Raw genomic sequence first — 20,459 nt, 5'->3', positions numbered from 1 at the left:
GTTTAGGCTCTACCTCAAACAAACTTAAAAATAGGGGAATCTTATAAGACTTCGTCATTTTAGTTGTATCTAAAAGCTTTAAAAAGTCGATTGCTTTTTGGGTAAATTGCAGTTCTTTTTCATTTAAATCATTAATTGTTTTCAAGAAATTGTACCAACTGTCGTATTCTTTTATATAAAGAGAAACTGGATACTCTCCAAATGTATAGATATCCATAATAGTGGGTGTTTTCCTTAAATACTCTTTAACATTGAGATAATCTTGAATCATTTTTTGATGAAGGGGGTCTCTTTTCTTTTCCTCATTTTCAAAGTGCTCTATAATTTTAAAATCAAAGTTAGCAGTACATCCCTCTGGAAGAATAAAGTTTTCATCTAAAGGGGATTTTGGTAAATTACTATTTTTTCTGAATCCAGTTAAAAATGAAGGCTTTAGTTCAGAACCTTTATAGTTTCCAACAAAATCAAGAACTCTTAAGTGGTGTTTATTGGGGTAAGTTCTAAGCCCTCTACCTAATTGTTGCATGAAAATTGTGTAAGAAGTTGTAGGTCTTAAAAATAAAACTGTGTCTATACATGGAATATCTATTCCCTCATTAAAAATATCAACAGTGAATATGATATCTAATTTTCCATCTTTAAATTTCTTAATTATATTTTGTCGATCAGAAATAGAAGTTTCTCCTAGAATAAGAGCACTTTTTATTTTATTTTTTAAAAAATAGTTATGCATAACTTTAGCATGTTTTACACTAGCACAAAAAGCGATAGTACTTTTCTTACGATATTTCAAATATTTTTCTAAAACTAATTGAACTCTTTTTTCTACAATCAATGAGTTTTCTAAAGATTCTAAATCATATTTTCCTCCACGCCAAGGAATAAGTGAATAATCAGTGTCATCATAAATTCCAAAATATTGAAATGGAGTTAGCCAACCATTATTAATAGCAACTCTGAGATCACATTCGTAAGCGATATTGTAGTCACATAACTTATAAATATCACCAGAGTCAGCACGATCAGGAGTTGCAGTTAAGCCAAGAAGAAATTTTGGTTTAAAGTAGTTTAAAATTTCAGAATAACTTTTAGCTGAACTGTGATGAAACTCATCTACAACTATATAATCAAAATAGTCTTTTGAGAAATAATCTTCAGAAAGATAATCGTTTTTAGAAAGAGTTTGAACACTTGCAAATATAATATCTTTTTTTGTATCTTTTGCAGACCCATTGAAAAATCCGTAGCTTTTAGAATCTGAATAGATAGTTTCAAAAGTTTTTTGAGCATCTTTTAAAATCTCATCTCTATGAGCGACAAAAAGAATTTTATCGAAATTCTTAGAATCGAAAGCCGATAGGTATGTTTTTCCAAGTCCTGTTGCAACAATCACTAAAGCTTTATTGAAGCCTTCCTCTCTTGTTTTTGATAATTCATAAAGAGCTGGAACTTGAAATTTTATTGGTTCAATCTCTTCAATTGAATTTTTTGGAGAATCAGGGTCTATATAATTTTGAAACTCCTTTTTTTTATAGTTTTTTTCATACTTTCTGAGCCAATCTAAGGTTAATTCGAAACTATTTTTTTCGTATAGCTCATCAAACTCTGTTAATATATTGTTGATATCACTGTTTTGTGGATCTCCAAAAAATTGATATGACCATTCAACTCCAGAGATTAAAGCTGAGTATGAGATATTTGAAGAACCAACGTATATTTCAACATTGTTTTTATTTTTAAATATATAAGTTTTAGGATGAAATGAAGGCTTTTCTGGATTTTTAAAAATTTTGACACCAGGAATATCGAGTAATCTATATAAAGCGTTAGGTTCTGTAACGTTCATATAGTCACTTGTGAGTATCTTGATAGATTTACCTTCAGAACGAGCTTTTTTAAGTTCAGGAATTAGTAATTTTAATCCACTATCTCGAATAAAAGAGACATTAATAATTATCTCTTCTGATAAATTAATAGAGTTTTTTAAACTTTCATACATTGTAACTTTGTTATTACTAATTAACATAGAGTCTCCAATCTTTTAAGATTTATTATAAAATTATTTTAACATAAAAAATCTATCATTCAAATAAATTATTAAATATACAATGTATAAGAGTTATGTTATAATATGTTCAATATCAATTTGTAGAAAGGAGAGAATCAATATGAAAGTAGATGTAAAAAATAAAGACTTAGCTTTTGTTGTTTCTTCAAGTAAAGTAGAGTTATTTTTGGAAAATAGTAAGCATTCTGGATTAAAAAAATCTCTCAATAGAATTGAAAGTCGTTTAAAATCAATTAAAGTAAAAAAAGCAAAGTAAGGATGTAAAATATAATATGTATGGATCAGAAATAAAATTTAAAATCAACTTATTGTCGGAGTCTACTGAATTTTTAATAGATGATTTTGATTGTGGAAATTTATATATTAATGATTATTTAAAATCTAAAGCATTGTTCTCAGATGATACTAAAACATATTTAATTATAAATAAAACAAAAGAAAATTTTGAAAGTGAATATAAAAAAGTATTAGGATTTTTTTCATTAACATGTTCAGCAATAAAGTATTCACCTAATGAAGGAAAAACTATTAATAATTTTCCAGCAATAGAACTAAAATATTTTGCTTTAGATATAAAATTTCAAGGTTTACAATATGATTCAGACTTAGATGATCCTTTTGATCCTTTTAATTTTAGTGATGTTATGTTTGGAGAAATTTTAAAGAAATGTAAATATATAAAAAATAATATATTAGGTGCTAAATACCTAACATTATATTCAGTTCCAGAGAGTGTAAGCTTTTATAAAAGACAATATATGGAAGATTTCAATCAATATATGGAATCAAATAATAACAAAGAAATAATTGATTGTGTTCCTATGTTTATGTCTTTAAATGAAAACGATTAATAACTACCAATAATTGATTTAAATAAAAAACTTGGATACTAATACTATCCAAGTTTTTTACTTATTTCTATAGTTTAATTAAAGATTTTCTTTATAAAATTGAGTCATTTTATCCACAGCTTGATTTACATACTCAGGGATATCATATAATGAAATATGTGTAGCACCTTCAACAAAGAAGATCTCTTTAGGTTCATTAGCCAATAAATATGCATGTTGTTGTAAGGTCTTGTATTAGCTTTAGAACCAGCAATAAGCAATATTGGCTGAGTTAATAATGTACTGATATTATCATTTAGAGTTAACTCTAAGTTAATAGTTTTTTATTTTTTAATAGAGGATTTTTTCAAAAAAACCGTAAAAATATATGAATCAAAATATTTTTTAAATCTAATTTATATATAAAGAGGAGACAATTATGAAAATACTATGTATATTAGCCAATCCAAAACCAGTCCAAGAGTCATATAGTAAAAGAGCTGGAATGGAATTTATAAAAGAGTATAAAATTCAAAACCCAACTCACGAAGTAGAAATAATGGATTTATATGAAAAAGGACAAGAACATTTGAGTTATGAAACTTTATCTAATGCAATAAATAATCGTTCTGGAAAAATGTGTGAAGAAGCAACATATTTTTCTGAGTTTGATAAATATATCGTGTGTGCTCCTATGTGGAATTTAACGACTCCTTCAATTTTGAAATCTTACATAGATCATATAGTAGCAAAAGGAGTAACTTTTAAATACAGTTCAAATGGAATTCCAAAAGGATTATTAAAAGATAAAAAAGCTATCTATATAGGTAGCAGAGGAGGAGCATATCCATTTCCTCTTTCACTCATAGCTTGGGATGAAAGATATGTTCGTTTTATCTTTAGATTTATGGGAATAAAGAATTTTAAGAAGATAATATTTGAAAATACAGATAAAGATCCAGTAAAAGCAAAGGAAAAGTTTCCAGAGTTTTTAAATAAAGTTAAAAGTCTAAGTAAAAGTTTCTAAAAAACTAAGTTTTGAGGAGGATAGAGTTATGAAAAAAATTTTATTATTAATGATAGCAATTTCTAGTATAGCTAATGCACAATTGAAAGATGGTAAATATACTGCTGTAAGTGATGGTTCAATCTGGTTTTGGTATCCATATACAGAGATGGTTATAAAAAATGGTGAGGTTGTTGAAGCAACACATGATAGAATTAAGAAAAGTGGAAAAAAAGCTTCTCAAGATAAAAATTATAATACAGATATGTTAAAAAAAGTAGGAGTGAATCCAAGTATGTATTCTAAAATGATTCCAGAAAACTATTTTAAATCTGGAAAAAATTTAGAAAAGATGGACAGTGTAGCTGGTGCCACAGATTCAACAGATCATTTTAAAAAACAGATGGCTTTATTGTTAGAAAAGGCTAATAATGAAGGGCCTGGAGATTATGTAATAAAAAAATCTGATTTATAAGAGAGTGAGATATGAAACTTTTAGGAACAGTATTATTGATATTTTTGATTAGTTATATTTTTATAAAACGAAGAGATTTATTAACTGTAAAATTTGAATTCAAAATAAATTATTTGAAATATTTAATTTTATATTTGATTTTAATTCTTATTCTGGTATTATTTATAGATAAAAAGGTAGCTTTTTTTATTTCTAATAAATATCCTACAGGATATTTTTCTCTTCATCCAGATTTAAATATAGAGTATACAAAAATTTTTAAAATGATTACACATCTAGGCGAACCTGAATACGTTGCACTACTAGTTTTTCCTATGTTTTTATATTCAAAAATAAAATCTATTGTAAAACTAGAGAATGCTAGTTTAGGTATAATAATCGTTATGATTTTAGGTGTGAGTATTTCAACTATTTTAAAAATTATATTTATGAGAAGTCGTCCATTTTTAGAATGGAACAGCTCTGGATTTTATTTTATTGAGGATATTTTAGAAAGAGAGATTCCTTTTAAAGGAAGTTATATGTCGTTTCCATCAGGACATACAATGGTAGCATTTTGTAGTTACTCTTTTTTAGCTTTTAAATCTCAAAAAACATCTATAAAAGTATTGTGTTTTTTAGTAGCTATTTTAGTAGGAATTTCAAGAATTTGTTTATCAGCACACTGGATGAGCGATGTATTTACAAGTGCAGTAATTGGTACAGTTTTAGGAGGAGTTTATGCAAACAAAAGATAAGTACAGCAGAGTTGCAAAATTATTTGATAAAATAGAGCGGAATATGCCTATGAAAAGTGTAAAAGAAAATGCGGTTCAAATGTTAAATGGAAAAATTTTAGAAGTTGGAATAGGAAGTGGAGCATCTTTAGAATATTATCCCAAAGATGCTGATGTAACAGGAATAGATTTTTCAATTGGAATGTTAGAATTGGCTAAAAAAAAGTCAAAGTTATTAGATATGAAAAATATAACTCTTTTGGATATGGATATAGAAAATATGAGTTTCGAGGATGAAACTTTTGATTCAATATTTTCCTCGTGTGTATTTTGTACAGTTCCTAATCCTGAAAAAGGAATAGGTGAAGTATACAGAGTTCTTAAAAAAGGTGGCAAAGCTGTTTTCATAGAGCACATGAAAAGTGAAAACGAAATAATCAATATAGCTCTTAGATTTTTAAATATTTTTACAAAACTAATCCTAGGAACTTCTCTTTTAAGAGAAACAGAGAAAACTATAAGAAGTGTAGGATTTTCAAAGGTAGTAAGTCGAAATATAATGTTAGGAGATGTAGTTAGATTTATAGTAGCTGAAAAATAAAAAACCCCCTCTTTTTCAAAAAGGAGGGGTTTTTTATTTTATTCTCTGATTAAAATTATATACTCTTTATTTGAATAGATCTCTTTAAAGTTTTGAAGTGGTATATCTTTATAGTATTTTTTTCTAGCTACTAGAAGTTCACCTTCGTTTATTTTATAAAGCTCATCTAAAGGAAGGTCATCTAAAGATGTTTTATCAATCTCAGTTATAATATTTTTAGCATCGTTAAATCTATAACTGTAGACTTTTTGTGTATTTCCTTTCAATATTTGAATAGTGTCGTTCAGAGTATAGTTTTTATTATAATAAGGTAAAGCAACAGCACATAAAATTCCTATACCTACATTGATATATAATATTTTTTTACAAATAGACTCTTTTGTTCCACTCCACTCATGCTCAATAAACCTCAATGAAATAACAACAATTCCATAATATAGAGGCAGTAAATAGATATCTAATTTTCCACTTACTAAACTAAAAAACAGTAGATTAGGTAGAAATAAGCTTAATGATATCTTATCTACAAGTTTCCATTTATGTCTAAGTTTTATATTTTTTAAACTATTTATAGAACCTCTCACAAGAAATGGTGTTAGTGGTAAAGCTGTGAAAATAAGATTTTTAATATAATAATAGATTGGTCTTGTGTGAGTTTTAGCTTTTACAACTCTTCCAATAGTTTCTCTTCCAAGAAGAAGCGAAGCGTACTCTTTTCCATTTGGTAAGTTTAAAATTAAAAGAAACCAAAGTCCTAAGATACTAAATATAACTCCAATTCCAAATAAAGGCTTTATATTTTTTAAATATTTTAAGTTTCTATCTAAATATAGAAAAGTTAAAATTGTAAGAACTGGAATAACTATAGCTGCCCCACCTTTAATAAGAACTCCAAGAGTGATAAATAGATAGATTAAAAATATATTTTGGAGACTAATCTTCTTTTTATCTTTTTCAGAGTATGATTTAAAGAAAATGTATAAAGCTCCAAAAATAAAAGCAGTCATTAGATAATCCATTCTAAGAACTAAAGAGATACCTAATAAATATGGAAGTGTTATAAAAATAGCAAGAGAGAGATATGCCATTTTTTCACTCCAATAAAGTTTGAATATTTTAAACCCTAAAACTCCTGTAATCATAGCTGGAATAATACTTCCAAAGATTAAAGCCAATGGATAGAAAGAATCCTTACTGATACTTCTAATAATCCCTAGTAACCAGAAATAGATTGGGGGCTTATCAGGATAAAGTTCATTAAAATATCCTAAAATTACAAAGTTCTTAGTTGTTAACATTTGATCTGTAACTAAAAAATATTTTAGTTCATTTCTTAAATCAGGAGTTCTTAAAAAAGCAATTCCAACCATAAATAAAAAATAGATTATAAAAAATATTTTATATCGTTCTCTATTTTCTTTAGTTTCATCTGTTTTTAAATACATAAAGTCACCTCTAGTTTAAGTTTTATTTTTGCCCAACAGGATAATATTTGAATAATGATCTCACTTTGCAATTTTTAGTATGTACATTTCTTAGATCAAAATAGAAATTATCCTTCATTCTATTTTTCAACTCTTCTAGATTAATTCCTCTAAATTGATTCCATTCTGTCATTAAAACTATCGCTTCTGCATCTTGAGTAGAACTCTCCTCATCTTTACAATATTTTATTTTATTATTGTAAGCTTCTAATCTCCACTTTGCTTCTTCAATACCTTTAGGGCAGTAAGCTTTTATATTTGCTCCATTTTCAATTAAACCTTTAATTATATCAATACTTGGAGCATCTCTAACATCATCTGTGTCTGGTTTAAATGATAATCCTAATACACAAATTGTTTTTCCAGAGATTCCATTCATCTCTCTAACTATTTTCTCTACCATTTTCTGCTTTTGTTTCTCATTTGCCGAAATAGCAGCAGCTATTACACTCATATCCTCTCCATACTCTTTTCCAATTTCAACAATAGCTGCAGTATCTTTAGGGAAACATGACCCACCATATCCAGGTCCACAATGTAGAAACTTAGGAGATATTCTACCATCCATTCCCATAGCAGTAGCAATCTCTTGTGTGTTAGCTCCAACTTTTTCAGCTAATAAAGCAATTTCATTGATGAAAGATATTTTAACAGCTAAGAATGCATTAGAGGCATACTTTATCATCTCTGAAGTTCTTCTGTTTGTAAAAACAAATGGAGTTTTATTTATATACAAAACATCATAGATTTTTTTCATTATAACTTGAGCTTTTTTACTTTCTGTTCCAACAACAACTCTGTCAGGTCTTAGACAATCATTAACAGCTTTTCCTTCTCTTAAAAATTCAGGATTTGAAACAACATCAAACTCTAAATTTAATGTTCTTTTAACTAATTCATTCTCTATAGTTTCTTCAACAAGATCTCCAGTTCCAACAGGAACAGTTGATTTATTCACAACAACAACATAATCTTTTATATTTTTTCCGATATCTTTAGCACAATCTAAAACATAAGTTAAATCAGCAGAGCCATCCTCAGCAGGAGGAGTTCCAACAGCAATAAAAATAACTTCAGAGTTTTCTAAAGCATACTCTTTATTTGTTGTGAACTGCAATCTTCCCTCTGCAACATTTCTATCTAAAATATCTTTTAAGCCAGGCTCATATATTGGCAAAATTCCTTTTTTTAAATTTTCAATTTTTCTTTCATCTATATCTAAGCAGATTACTTTATGTCCGAATTCACTTAAAATAACTCCTTGAACAAGACCAACATAACCAGTTCCAATAACTGTGATTTTCATTTATTTTCCTCCTAAATACCATCTTATAAACTTTTGGATTCCAGCATCAAACTTTGTAGTAGGATTGTACCCTAGAAGGTTTTTAGCTTTATCTATCTCTGCAAATGTTCTTTTAACATCTCCTGGTTGCATTGGTAGTCTATCTATTTTGGCTTTTTTATTCATATGTTTTTCAATTGTTTCAATCATAAAGTTTAAAGAGATAGCATCAGATTCACCTAAATTTATGATTTCATAAACATTTTTATTTTTTTCTAAATACTGAACACCTTTTACAACACCATCAATGATATCATCAATATATGTGTAGTCTCTATATGTTTCTCCATCTCCAAAAACAGGGATACTCTCATCTTTATAAATCTTATCAATAAATTTGTGAATAGCTAAATCGGGTCTTTGTCTTGGTCCGTAAACTGTAAAGAATCTAAATTGTAAGCTATCAATATTATAAAGTTTGTAATAAACATGCCCTAAAACTTCACATGACTTTTTAGTTGCAGCATAAGGTGAGATAGCGAAATCTACAATATCAGTTTCTTTGAATGGAACTACTTTATTATCCCCATATATAGAGCTTGAAGAAGCTTGGACAAATCTTTTTACATCGTATTTTTTACAACACTCTAAAAGATTTAGATATCCACCAACATTAACTTTTTCATATTCAATAGGATTTTCTAAAGATGGACGAACTCCAGCTAATCCAGCTAGATTTATAACCATATCAATTTTGTTATTTTTAAATATCTTATTTAAACTTTCAGCATCTTTAAGGTCACAGTACTCTAAAAAATATTGGTTTGAGTTTACTTTTTGAAGGAGTGAGTTTATTTTTTTCTCTTTACTGTCCTTTGATAAAATCTCATCAAGATATTCAATTTTATTTGTACTTTCTAAAACATTTTTAATCTTTATATCTAAAGAATAGAACTCATGGAAGTTATCAACTCCGATAACTGTGTGTCCTAAACTCAATAATTTTTCTACAAGATGTGAACCTATAAACCCGGCAGTACCTGTTATAAGAATTTTCATCTATTATTCAACTCCTCTTTTTTTTATTAAGTATATATTTCTAGAATAAATCAAAACATTTGGTGCTTGACCAAGTATGAAAACAGGGTCTTTTTTATATAAAGCATAAATTAATAGTAAAATACTTCCAAGTAAACTAAAAATCCAAAATGAAAAAGGAATTACACTTTTCTTTGCTTTTTCACTTGCTATCCATTGGATAATAAACCTCATTGAGAAAAGTCCTTGTCCAATGAACCCAATTATTAAAAATATATTCCAATTGTTGATATTCATATTACTCCTCTATTTTCCATGTAAGCATTCTATTTTTCATCCATCTAACGGCAAAAACATCTTTGAAAGCCTTGAATCCTCTACCAAAAACTTTATATTTAGATTCTCCATGCAGTCTGTCATAGTGTCTTACAGGAACTTCTGTCACTTTATATCCCATATATTTTGCTAAAGTAGGCAAGAATCTATGCATTCCATTAAACATCTTATATGATTTAACGACCTCTTTTTTAAACAGTTTTAAAGGGCAACCAGTATCTTGAATATTGTCACCAGTTACAAAATTTCTAAAACCATTTCCAATTTTAGAAGCTAACTTTCTTTTGAAACCATCCTCTCTTGTAGCTCTTCTTCCATTTACAACATCATATTCAGGAATATATTCTAAAAGTTTATATACATCCTCTGGATCAGTTTGTAAATCACCATCCATCATTAAAACTAAGTTACCCTCAGCTTTTTGAAAACCAGCATCTATAGCAGCACTTTGTCCACTATTTTTAATAAAATGATAAACCTTTACATTAGGATTTTCCATTTTTAACGTATTTAAAATTTCATAACTTCCATCGTTACTACCGTCATTTACAAATATGATCTCATATTTTTTAAAACCTTTTTGAAATGCTGCCTCGATTCTCTCGACCATAGGTAAAATATTATCCTTTTCGTTGTATACGGGTATTACTGCTGATATTTCCATCCTTGCCTCCTGTTTTTTTTCCATTATAAGTTCAAAAAGTAAATTTTTAGTAAATTTTTAAAAAAAATAAATTTTACCAATTTTTTACTTTTTTATCCTATAATATAGAAAATGATTCAACTTGGAGGATGATATAAAATGAAAAAAGATATATTGATAATAGAAGATGACCCAAAAATTAGAAGATATTTAGAGTTAGAGTTGATACATGAGGGATATAATGTGAAACTAGCAGAAAATGGGAAAGTGGGATTGGAGTTATTCAGAGAGAAAAGTTATTCGTTGATTCTTTTAGATTTAATGCTACCTCTTATGGATGGAGAAGAGGTTTGTAAAACAATTCGAAAAGAGTCAAATATTCCAATAATAGTTTTAACAGCAAAAGATGAAATTTTTAGTAAGATTGCTCTTTTAGATTTAGGAGCGGATGATTATATAACTAAGCCGTTTATTATAGGTGAGCTTTTAGCTAGAATGAGAGTGATATTTAGAAATAAACAGTCAGTGGTGGATAAAAAAATCTTAAAGTTTGGAGAGATATCATTAAATCTTACAACGAAAGAGGTGGAGTTAAATGGTGTTACAGTTATTTTAACTAAGACTGAGTATAATCTGCTTCACTATTTAATGGTAAATAAAAATCTGGTTTTAACTAGAGAAAATATTTTAGAAAATGTATGGGGATATGATTACTTTGGAGATGGAAAAATTATTGATATGTATATAAAATCACTTCGAAAAAAATTGGACCCTGAAAATAGATATATAAAAACAATTCGTGGATTTGGATATTCATTAAAAAAGGAGGATTAATTTGAAAACACTCTCTGGAACTCTGAGAAGAAGTTCAATTCAAACAATCTGTTTATTTGCAGCGGTATTAATAATATCACTTTCAATAACAGGAAAGTATCTTATAAATTCATCAAAGCATACAATGAGAAATGCTATGGCTTTTTTGAAATATGAAATCTTAGAAGAGGTAAGTTCAAAATCTATGGAGATATTTGAAGGAGACCTTGTAAATAATCTTTTTAGAGTTGAAAATCCATCTCTTGAAGATTTAAAAATAACTATAAAGTATAAAGACCACATCTATTCAGAAACTCAAGATAAAAAAATCCTAAATTTTGCAATAGATGACAAAGTTACAAACATCCATATGTATGATTATTTAGTTTTGAAAAATGAGTTGAAAAATAGAGATGGAGAAACTTTTACAGTTATACTTGTAAAAAACTTAGGAGATGAAAAGAAATTTTTCTTTAATATAGTATATATTTTCTTAGCTGGACTTATAGTAACTATTATAATTTCAAGTTTTGCTTTTAGTCGGTTATTGAAAAAAGTAGATAAACAGTTATCTTTACTAGAAAAATTAAATACCAATATAACTTTAGAAAATTTAGAGGTTATAAAGCCAACCAACTATTTTAAGGAGTTTGATATAATTATTGATTCTTATGAGGAGATGTTACTAAGACTTGACGAACAAAATAAAAAGCAGATAGAGTTTGTTCATAACTCATCTCATGAATTGAAAACACCTCTATTTATAATAAGTGGATATATCGATATGATAAAGCGTTGGGGGAAAAAAGACCCTGAAATTTTTAATGAAGCTTTGGTTTCAATAGAGGATGAAACAAAAAATATGAATCTTTTAATTGAAAAACTTCTTTTCATAGCTAAAGAATCGGATATTCGAAGTGAGAGAAAAGAGATTGAACTTTCTGAAATCATTTTAGGGTGTATCTCAGGATTGAAACATCAATATCCAAAGGCAGAGATAGTATTTAATCCAGAATATACAATTATAAAATCTGATGAAGCACTTATAAAACTGCTTGTTAAAAATCTTTTGGAAAATGCAATTAAATATGGGAAAAATAATCCTGTCACAGTATCTCTTTTAAATGATGATGAGAAAAATTTAGCAGAACTGACAATACAGGATGAGGGAATTGGAATGACTTCAGAAGAATTACAACATATATATGATAGATTCTTCAGAGCTAACAAATCCAGAAGTAAAGAGATTGCAGGACATGGACTTGGGATGTCGATAGTAAAAAGAATTATCAATATCTTAAAGTTGGATATAAAAATATCGAGCACTCCTAATGTGGGGACAACAGTAAAACTGTTTTTTGATTTATAAAATAGCATCTACTTATTTAAATTCAGGAGGAGTTTATGTTTAAAGATAAAAAACTTGTAACACTTATGGGATTGAGTTTCATCTCATTTTTTTCAACAATTTGGGTTAGAAAAGCCGACCTTATGGAATCTAGAAATTTTATAACAGCAAGGGAGATTGTTTTCAATAATGAATGGCTAGTAACAACTTTAAATGGACAATATCGTTTTGAAAAGCCACCTCTTCCCACATGGTTTACAGCGATTGTAATGAAGCTAACGGGAAATTTCTCAGATGAGTGGATATTGAGAATTCCAGTTGCACTCTGTTCTATTTTATTGATATTTTTTATTTACCGTATGGTTCAAGAATTATCAAAAGATGATAATTTAGCTTTTATGTCTGCTTTTATAGCAAGTACAACATTTATGTTGACGAAAGTAGGAGCTGAAAATGCTTGGGATGCATATCCATATATATTTATGTTTGGTTCGATAACTTATTTAATTAAAAGTCTGAGAAGCGAAAAAAAGATTTATCTATTTTTAGCAGGAGTTTTTCTAGGAGCATCACTATTGAGTAAAGGACCAGTTGCTTTGTACGGAATGTTGATTCCATTTTTAATCTCATATGGAATAACTTTTGGTTTTAAAACATTGAAAAGTAATAGATGGAAGATAGCAGGTTATTTAGCTATAGGAGTTGGATTAGCTTCTGTTTGGCCAATAGCTATGTTGATAGAAAATAAAGATCTGTTTCTATCTGTTATGATGAAAGAAAAGGATACGTGGTCGAGTAAGCATGTGAGAGGATTCTTTTTCTATTTAAACTATTTCTTATTTATGGGTGGTTGGATATTCTTTTCAGTAGCTACATTTTTAAGAAAATGGTCTTTTAAAAATGAAAACAAAAATAAAATTTTTAAATTTGGATTTATTTGGACAGTTTTAACATTTCTACTTCTTTCGTTTGTAAAAATGAAAAAGGAGAGATATGGGTTCCCAATTTACATTGTATCTTCAATTCCAATAGGAGTCGTTTTAAACTATTATCTAAATACAGACTGGAATATCTTGAAGAAATTTGATAAACTACTATTTAGAGTTCAAAGTTGGTTGCTATTTGTTGTAGCTATCGGTGGAATTGGACTTATATTTTGGAAAAGATTTAATATGTTTTACTTAGCAATTCCATTTATTATTTTACTATTTACATTAATTAAATCATATTCTGAAAATAAAAATATATTAAAACAGCGAGTTATCTATTTAACTGGATTATCACTGATATTAGTAAATTCTAGTTTAACTTGGATAATAGAAAAGGATATTAGAAATAAAAAAAGTGTGTCTCTACAATCTTTAGAAACTTTACAGAAAAATAAAAAAAGTTTAGGAATATATTCCTCTGATTTCTCTATTGATGATGTTTGGAGTGTTGGGCAAAATATCTATCCATTAACAGAAAAGACAGAGTTACCTGAAGAGTTTTTTATACTATCTAAAGATTCATCTTTTGAAAATAAAGATAAATACAGTATTGAGTACACTGAATCATACGCTAGATTTAGTGATAGCAATGATTTAATCTATCTTTATAAAATAATAAATAAATAAAATTATAAAAGCCAAACAAGGATATGGATATATAGATTTGTATGAATAGTATAGAATCTATTTATGGGGGGATTTTATGGGGAAAAAAATATCGATTTTAATTGTATTAGTTTTAAGTTTTACTAGGATATGGGGTGTTGGAAATATATATTTTTCTGGAAATAGCAATGAAAGAAAGATAGCACTAACATTTGATGATGGTCCAAATGACACATCACTGCCTAAAATTTTAAATTTGTTGAAAGAGGAGAATGTAAAAGCATCTTTCTTTTTTATAGGAAGAAATATTAAAGCAAGAAGAGAGGAAGTAAAAAGGACATATGATGAGGGGCACTTGGTTTTAAATCATAGTTATACTCATTCAAATTTTGAAAAAGTTTCTCAAGATATAATAGCTCAAGAGATAGAAAAAACAAACTCTGAGATTAATAATATAATAGGAGTAGTTCCATCATTATATCGACCGCCTTATGGAATAAAGACATCAAGTGGAAAGTTAGCAGCTAAAAAAATGGGAATGGATATTATTCTTTGGAATGTAGATGGTGAGGATTGGAGTTCTAAAAAAAGTGTAAAAGAGATTATAGAAACACAAAAAAAACAAACGAAAAATGGAAGTATAATTCTTATGCATACTCAGCCAGATAAGTATACATCGTATGAGGCTTTAACTGTACTTATTCCATATTATAGAGAACAAAACTATCAGTTTGTCACGTTAGATGAACTTTTAAAAGTAAATGCGTATAAAAATTAAAATAGGAAGGAGATACTTTATTTTAAATATCTCCTTCCTATTTTTTACAACCAATCGTTAAATTTCTTTATAAAGTATTTTTTCATTACTAGAACTATTAAGAAATATCCCAAAATAATTAAGAATAGCCAGAAATAGTAGCTACTTGCAAGAGGAACAAATCCTAATGTGGTACTTAGCTTACTATAAGGAACAAATATAGCAAATATCATAATGGTAGTTGTTAAAAGAATAACCTTTATATTTGCATTGGATTGTATAAACGGAATCTTTCTAGTTCTTATAAGATGAATTATAAGAGTTTGAGATATAATGCTTTCAATAAACCAACCAGTGTGGAAGAGGTCTTGACTAGCAAGGGTATTGGCTTTGAAAATATAAAACATCAATAAAAATGTCAGAACATCAAATATAGAGCTAAGAGGACCAATATAAATCATAAATTTGGCAACGTTTTTAGCATTCCAATTTTTAGGAGTAATAATCTCCTCTTTATCAACATTATCCCAAGGGATAGAGATTTGAGATATATCGTACAATAAGTTTTGGAAAAGTATCTGTATTGGAAGCATTGGTAAAAACGGTAAAAATGCACTTGCCAAAACAACACTGAAAACATTTCCAAAATTAGATGAAGCTGTCATTTTTAGATATTTAATCATATTAGTATATATTTTTCGCCCAACAATAACTCCTTCTAAAAGAACAGACAAATCCTTTTCTAAAAGAATTATTTGAGCAGACTTCTTAGCAATATCCATAGCTGTATCTACAGATATACCTACATCACACTGTTTTAAAGCTGGAGCATCATTGATTCCATCTCCCATATATCCGACTGTATTTCCCATCTCTTTTAAAAGTTTTACAATTCTACTTTTATCTATCGGAGAAAGTTTGCAAAAAATATTAGTAGTTTTTAATAAATCTTTCAGTTGAGTATCATTTAAAACTTCGAGAGTATTTCCATTTAAGCAGCCAGTTATTTTCAAATCGATATCTTTACAAATTTTTCTAGTTACAAGTTCATTATCACCTGTTAATATTTTTATATCCACACCATATTCATTCAGATTTTTTAAAACATCACTGACACCATCTTTTGCAGGATCCAAAAACCCTAACATTCCTATAAAATTCATTTCAGACTCATCTTTAATTGTAAAATTAAGATCTCTATCTTGAGGAAGATATTTTTTAGTAATTCCAATTACCCTCATCCCATCTTCATTTAATTTAGAAACCAAATCTACAATTTTTTCTCTAATTTCTTGAGTCATTGGGATGGTTATATCATCTATTTCAACGAATTCAGAAGCATGGAGCATCTCTTCAATAGCCCCCTTAGTAATCATAAATCTTTTACTATGATTATCTTCCAAGATAACAGACATTCTTCTACGTTCAAAATCGAAAGGTAACTCATCCACTTTTTTAAACTCATGTTTTACTCCGTAGTGCTCCTCTTCAAACTCTAGAATAGCTCTATCCATAAGATTTTTAAGTCCGGTTTGGAAAAAACTATTAAGATAAGCTAGGTATAAAACATAGTCATCTTCATCACCATTGAAATTAATATATTTTACAACAGCAACTTTATCTTGAGTTAAAGTTCCAGTTTTGTCTGTACAAAGAATATTCATAGCCCCAAAGTTATGTATGGCATCAAGTTTTTTTACAATCGTTTTCTTTTTTGAAAGCTCAATGGCTCCTTTTGTAAGGTTACCAGTAACAATCATAGGTAACATCTCAGGTGTCAGTCCAATCGCAACAGAGATACTGAAAAGGAAAGCCTCAAACCAAGAGCCTTTGAGATAACCATTGATAAAGAAGACAATAGGTACCATGATAATCATAAATCTAATAAGTAGTTTAGAGATATCGTCGATACCTTTTTCAAAACTATTTGTAGTTGAGCTATTTTTTAAAGACTCACCGATAGCATTTAGATAACTATTTTTTCCTGTAGCTAGGACAACTCCAGTTGCACTACCACTTAATACATTTGTTCCCATCAATAAAATATTTGTTAAATCTGTAACTGAGGCATCATGGGAATACAAGATTGAATTTTTTTCTATCGGTGCTGATTCGCCTGTAAGAGTTGATTGACTAAGAAAAAGATCTTTGCTCGATATAACTCTTATATCTGCGGGAATAATATCTCCAGCAGCAAGTTTAACAATATCACCAGGGACAAGGATTTTCATATTTATCTCTTCTGAAGCATTGTCTCTTATAACACTTACAGTTGTTGTAATAAGATTTTTTAGAGCTTCAGCAGTTTTTGAAGATTTATACTCTTGAACAAATTTTATAAGACTACTGATTAGAATCATTGAAAAAATAAGAATTATCGAGAACCAAGATTGGTTGTGCTTTTGAGCAAAAATTATATCTGTAAAAAATGAAACTCCAGCTAATATTGATAAAATAAGATTAAATGGATTTATAAAAGCTAAAAAAAGTTGAGTATACCAAGGCTTTACTTTTTCTTTTACAATCTCATTTATTCCAATATCTTTTAATAAAGTTTCACATTGAGCTTTAGATAAGCCACTCAATGAGGTGTTTAAAGTCGAAAAAATAGTTTCAACATTGGCTTGAGAAAATAGTTTTAAAATTGAACTACTATCATGCCCACTATTTTCAGGATTGATATTTTTCATAAAGTCACCGCCTTTTAGGAAAGAAATAATAGATATATATTAAAAAATGTGATAATAATTCCAATTAAAGCTATTAAAATATTTGTAAATTTACTATTAGCATACTTCCCCATAATTTTTTTATTAGAGGTTAAATATAATTGAGATGCAATAGTAAATGGAATTTGAAAACAAAGTATAGCTTGAGAAAATATAAGTGCTTTAAAGATATCTTTTACAAAGAAGATTATAACTACAGCAAAAAAAGTACATAAAAAAGCTCCCAAAAGTGTTTTATTGCTTTTAACATTATATTCTTCGCCAAACATTCCAGCACTTGTTGTTCCAGCTGCCATAATGGCTGTCATAGAAGACGAAAATCCAGCTAAGAAAAGAGCAATTGCAAAAATTAGTGCAGCTTTATTTCCTAAAAGTGGAATTAGTAGTTGGTGTGCTTGTGGTAGTTCTGTGACAATTGTATTTTTATAGAAAAAGCAACTGACACTCAGTAAAACCATAGCAGCATTGATAATCCATCCTAATCCCATAGCAAAGATAGTATCGATAAATTCAAATTGTAACTGCTTTTTGATAACAGATTCATCTTTTGTATTCCATTGTCTACTTTGTATAATTTCAGAGTGTAGAAATAGATTGTGTGGCATAACAATAGCTCCAAACATACTCATTGCAATCAAATGAGAATTTTTAGGTAAATTTGGAACAAACGAATAAAAGATACTTTTTTCAAAACTAACATCAACTAGTGAGAGCTCAAAGATAAATGAAAAACCTATAATTGCAATAAATCCAATAATAATTTTTTCAATTTTCTTGTATCTATTTGTAATAACCATTAAAAAAGAGAAAACACCAGCTATAATTGCACCTATTTTTGTATCTAAATTAAAAAGCATATTGAGAGCAATTGTGACTCCTAAAATTTCAGCTAAAATAACAGATACGTTAGCAAGAAGAGCACTTCCTAATACAAAAAGTGAAATTTTACGATTGAATCTACTATAAATCTCTTCAGCTAAACACCGCCCTGTAATTATACCTAGATGAGCAACATTATGTTGAAGAATAATAAGTACAATTGTTCCAGCAGTTATTACCCAGAGAAGATTATAACCAAATTGACTACCACCTGCGATATTAGCAGCCCAGTTTCCAGGGTCTATAAAACCAACAGCAACTAAAAGTCCTGGGCCGATATATTTTAATATTTTTTGTTTTTGTAGAGAGTTAAAAAGATTTGTAATATATTTCATAAAGTCACGTCCTTAAATTATGATTTTTCAATTTTATGAATAGCACTTACAATTCCACCGCTAGTTAGAGAAACAATATCTTTTAATACAAGAGGAAATATCAGGTGTCCAGCATAAGTTATGTAAACAGGTTCCCACTCTGGTTTAAATTTATCTTTAAATAGCTTTAACCCTTTAAAATTATAAAAATGCTTTTCATGATTGAAAATAAAATGTTCCATACTTTTATATGGAGTCAAAATATGTTTATCTATCCCTGAAAGAGGGACAATTCCTAAACTAAAACTTTCGTAGTTATTTTCTTTAGCATAAAGAATAAGAGAAACGAAAAAGAATTCCATGACTCCGTTTTCAAGATTACTTCTATGTCTCATAAGATCAAGAGTTAAACACTCTCTATTCGGTGTTCCAAATAAAGTCGTGAAGGCAATAATCTCTCCGTTTTTTTCTACAACTCCTATATCAAAATTCTTTATATACTCCTCATTAAAATGACCAATCGAGAATTTTTTTTCCGCAGCATTTTTTCTTTTTAACCACTCTTTAGATATATCAGACAAAGTTTGAATAATTGAACTATTATTATTTTTAGAAATAACTTTGAAAGTATAGTTATCTTTTTTTAAATGAGTGTAAGAATATCTAAGTTTTCTCATATCAGAACCTTCTAATGTAAAATCGTTTAACATTATTTTTCCACGCTCACCAATTTTAGATATAATCATATTATTTTTAAGATAGTTTCCAATATATGGATGATCAACTTCATAGAAAATACATTTTTTTTCATTCTTTTTACAAAAGTTTTTAAATTCATAGATAGCTTTTTCAAAAAACTCCTCATAACCAATAGGATCACCCATAGCTATATATGAAGTTCCTTTTTCACCATACATAATAAAGCAACAGTTTTCTGAGTCTTCAGGATAAAAGAAAAATTTTTTATCATTCAAGAGAGCTAGAAATCCATTTTCATTTTTAGAAACAGATAAGCAGTATTGAATTTTTTGAATCTCATTTTCAGATAAATTATATTCACTTTTATTTGAATTTTTATTTGAAAAATATAGTAGTTTATTTAGCCATTTCATAGAATTCCTCCATAATTTTGATTGCTAAATTTATATACAAAAAAAAATTAAAAATCTTTTAATTATATAATTTTATAAAAAAGTGAAAAAATTTTTTTAAATTGAAACAAGGAAGTGGAATTTTATTTCCGTAAAATTGAACGAGAGCATAGGAATAAAAAAGAAGTGGTAATGAGATTCATATAAAATTGAAAGTTAAAAATAAAACTAAATCTGTGGAAAGTGAAAAGTTAATATATATGGTTCGTGTAAATGCGAATGCCAAAGATGGGAAAAATGTCAATAGAGTTACAATGATTGGAAAAACAAGCCTAGAACAAGTCTTCACATCAAATATTGCAACAGCTGAAGTAAAAATAGATAAAGATAATTTTTATGGTGCGACACGTTTCGTAATGAAAAGTTACGACATGTTAAAAGTAGCTTAGAA

At 28.1% G+C, this 20,459-nt stretch carries 21 protein-coding genes; 11 read left to right on the top strand and 10 right to left on the bottom strand.

Translation table 11 applies throughout. The features are described 5' to 3' along the window. A partial coding sequence (locus tag Q0O83_RS10705; protein ID WP_294096966.1) for a DEAD/DEAH box helicase family protein occupies positions 1-2,026 on the bottom strand: 2,026 nt, incomplete at its 3' end. A gap of 142 nt (positions 2,027-2,168) precedes the next feature. On the opposite strand from Q0O83_RS10705, the gene Q0O83_RS10700 reads away from it, so the two are divergent. Continuing rightward, positions 2,169-2,324: a hypothetical protein gene (locus tag Q0O83_RS10700; protein ID WP_294096964.1), complete on the top strand. Its 156-nt coding sequence runs from the start codon at positions 2,169-2,171 to the stop codon at positions 2,322-2,324. Between the two features lie 16 nt (positions 2,325-2,340). Continuing rightward, complete coding sequence (locus Q0O83_RS10695) at positions 2,341-2,919, top strand: hypothetical protein (RefSeq protein WP_294096962.1); 579 nt, start codon at positions 2,341-2,343, stop codon at positions 2,917-2,919. A gap of 78 nt (positions 2,920-2,997) precedes the next feature. On the opposite strand, the gene Q0O83_RS10690 is transcribed toward Q0O83_RS10695, so the two are convergent. Continuing rightward, the gene (locus tag Q0O83_RS10690; RefSeq protein WP_294096960.1) at positions 2,998-3,123 is read right to left on the bottom strand and encodes an alpha/beta hydrolase; all 126 of its coding nucleotides are present in this window, start codon (positions 3,121-3,123) and stop codon (positions 2,998-3,000) included. 214 nt (positions 3,124-3,337) lie between these two features. On the opposite strand from Q0O83_RS10690, the gene Q0O83_RS10685 reads away from it, so the two are divergent. The 4 genes from Q0O83_RS10685 (at position 3,338) to Q0O83_RS10670 (ending at position 5,696) form a co-directional block, all read left to right on the top strand. Beyond that, on the top strand, positions 3,338-3,925 hold the full coding sequence (locus tag Q0O83_RS10685) for an NAD(P)H-dependent oxidoreductase (RefSeq protein WP_294096958.1): 588 nt from the start codon (positions 3,338-3,340) through the stop codon (positions 3,923-3,925). 28 nt (positions 3,926-3,953) lie between these two features. Further along, the gene (locus tag Q0O83_RS10680; RefSeq protein WP_294096956.1) at positions 3,954-4,379 is read left to right on the top strand and encodes a hypothetical protein; all 426 of its coding nucleotides are present in this window, start codon (positions 3,954-3,956) and stop codon (positions 4,377-4,379) included. A gap of 263 nt (positions 4,380-4,642) precedes the next feature. Next, on the top strand, positions 4,643-5,116 hold the full coding sequence (locus tag Q0O83_RS10675) for a phosphatase PAP2 family protein (RefSeq protein ID WP_294096954.1): 474 nt from the start codon (positions 4,643-4,645) through the stop codon (positions 5,114-5,116). Then, positions 5,100-5,696 carry a class I SAM-dependent methyltransferase gene (locus Q0O83_RS10670; protein WP_294096952.1) on the top strand — a complete coding sequence of 199 codons (597 nt, stop codon included), beginning with the start codon at positions 5,100-5,102 and terminating at the stop codon, positions 5,694-5,696. Before Q0O83_RS10675 ends, Q0O83_RS10670 begins: the two co-directional genes overlap by 17 nt. Before the next feature lie 38 nt (positions 5,697-5,734). Here Q0O83_RS10670 and Q0O83_RS10665 read toward each other — a convergent pair whose 3' ends face one another. Genes Q0O83_RS10665 through Q0O83_RS10645 form a run of 5 tightly spaced genes read right to left on the bottom strand, consistent with a single transcriptional unit; the run spans position 5,735 to position 10,503 of the window. Continuing rightward, complete coding sequence (locus Q0O83_RS10665; RefSeq protein ID WP_294096950.1) at positions 5,735-7,141, bottom strand: glycosyltransferase family 39 protein; 1,407 nt, start codon at positions 7,139-7,141, stop codon at positions 5,735-5,737. A 22-nt stretch (positions 7,142-7,163) separates the two neighbouring features. Beyond that, positions 7,164-8,486 carry a UDP-glucose/GDP-mannose dehydrogenase family protein gene (locus Q0O83_RS10660; RefSeq protein ID WP_294096948.1) on the bottom strand — a complete coding sequence of 441 codons (1,323 nt, stop codon included), beginning with the start codon at positions 8,484-8,486 and terminating at the stop codon, positions 7,164-7,166. Beyond that, positions 8,487-9,524 carry a GDP-mannose 4,6-dehydratase gene (locus Q0O83_RS10655; protein ID WP_294096946.1) on the bottom strand — a complete coding sequence of 346 codons (1,038 nt, stop codon included), beginning with the start codon at positions 9,522-9,524 and terminating at the stop codon, positions 8,487-8,489. It abuts the gene before it with no gap. A 3-nt stretch (positions 9,525-9,527) separates the two neighbouring features. Continuing rightward, complete coding sequence (locus Q0O83_RS10650; protein ID WP_047382692.1) at positions 9,528-9,800, bottom strand: lipid-A-disaccharide synthase N-terminal domain-containing protein; 273 nt, start codon at positions 9,798-9,800, stop codon at positions 9,528-9,530. 1 nt (position 9,801) lies between these two features. Next, positions 9,802-10,503, bottom strand: a complete 702-nt coding sequence (locus tag Q0O83_RS10645) for a glycosyltransferase family 2 protein (RefSeq protein ID WP_294096944.1) — start codon at positions 10,501-10,503, stop codon at positions 9,802-9,804. A 138-nt stretch (positions 10,504-10,641) separates the two neighbouring features. Here Q0O83_RS10645 and Q0O83_RS10640 point away from each other — a divergent pair, with 138 nt between their 5' ends. From Q0O83_RS10640 to Q0O83_RS10625, 4 genes are all read left to right on the top strand, one after another. Continuing rightward, positions 10,642-11,316 (top strand): response regulator transcription factor, encoded by a 675-nt coding sequence (locus Q0O83_RS10640; protein WP_294096942.1) that lies wholly within the window; start codon positions 10,642-10,644, stop codon positions 11,314-11,316. 1 nt (position 11,317) lies between these two features. Further along, positions 11,318-12,664 (top strand): HAMP domain-containing sensor histidine kinase, encoded by a 1,347-nt coding sequence (locus Q0O83_RS10635; protein ID WP_294096940.1) that lies wholly within the window; start codon positions 11,318-11,320, stop codon positions 12,662-12,664. A 35-nt stretch (positions 12,665-12,699) separates the two neighbouring features. Further along, positions 12,700-14,259: a glycosyltransferase family 39 protein gene (locus tag Q0O83_RS10630; protein WP_294096938.1), complete on the top strand. Its 1,560-nt coding sequence runs from the start codon at positions 12,700-12,702 to the stop codon at positions 14,257-14,259. Positions 14,260-14,335: 76 nt separating this feature from the next. Beyond that, positions 14,336-15,016 (top strand): polysaccharide deacetylase family protein, encoded by a 681-nt coding sequence (locus tag Q0O83_RS10625; protein WP_294096936.1) that lies wholly within the window; start codon positions 14,336-14,338, stop codon positions 15,014-15,016. Positions 15,017-15,060: 44 nt separating this feature from the next. Here Q0O83_RS10625 and mgtA read toward each other — a convergent pair whose 3' ends face one another. The 3 genes from mgtA to Q0O83_RS10610 are packed head-to-tail and all read right to left on the bottom strand — an operon-like array spanning position 15,061 to position 20,029. Continuing rightward, positions 15,061-17,685 (bottom strand): magnesium-translocating P-type ATPase, encoded by a 2,625-nt coding sequence (gene mgtA / locus Q0O83_RS10620; protein ID WP_294096934.1) that lies wholly within the window; start codon positions 17,683-17,685, stop codon positions 15,061-15,063. A 14-nt stretch (positions 17,686-17,699) separates the two neighbouring features. Next, positions 17,700-18,938, bottom strand: coding sequence for an Nramp family divalent metal transporter (locus Q0O83_RS10615; RefSeq protein WP_294096932.1), 1,239 nt, complete (start codon positions 18,936-18,938; stop codon positions 17,700-17,702). Between the two features lie 17 nt (positions 18,939-18,955). Beyond that, positions 18,956-20,029, bottom strand: coding sequence for a phosphatidylglycerol lysyltransferase domain-containing protein (locus tag Q0O83_RS10610; protein ID WP_294096930.1), 1,074 nt, complete (start codon positions 20,027-20,029; stop codon positions 18,956-18,958). Positions 20,030-20,217: 188 nt separating this feature from the next. Here Q0O83_RS10610 and Q0O83_RS10605 point away from each other — a divergent pair, with 188 nt between their 5' ends. Continuing rightward, on the top strand, positions 20,218-20,457 hold the full coding sequence (locus tag Q0O83_RS10605) for a hypothetical protein (protein WP_294096928.1): 240 nt from the start codon (positions 20,218-20,220) through the stop codon (positions 20,455-20,457). Positions 20,458-20,459 lie beyond the last annotated feature (2 nt).

It is taken from the genome of uncultured Cetobacterium sp. (assembly GCF_945952365.1).
GTDB lineage: Bacteria > Fusobacteriota > Fusobacteriia > Fusobacteriales > Fusobacteriaceae > Cetobacterium_A.
This window is presented reverse-complemented; position numbering and strand designations above follow the sequence as displayed.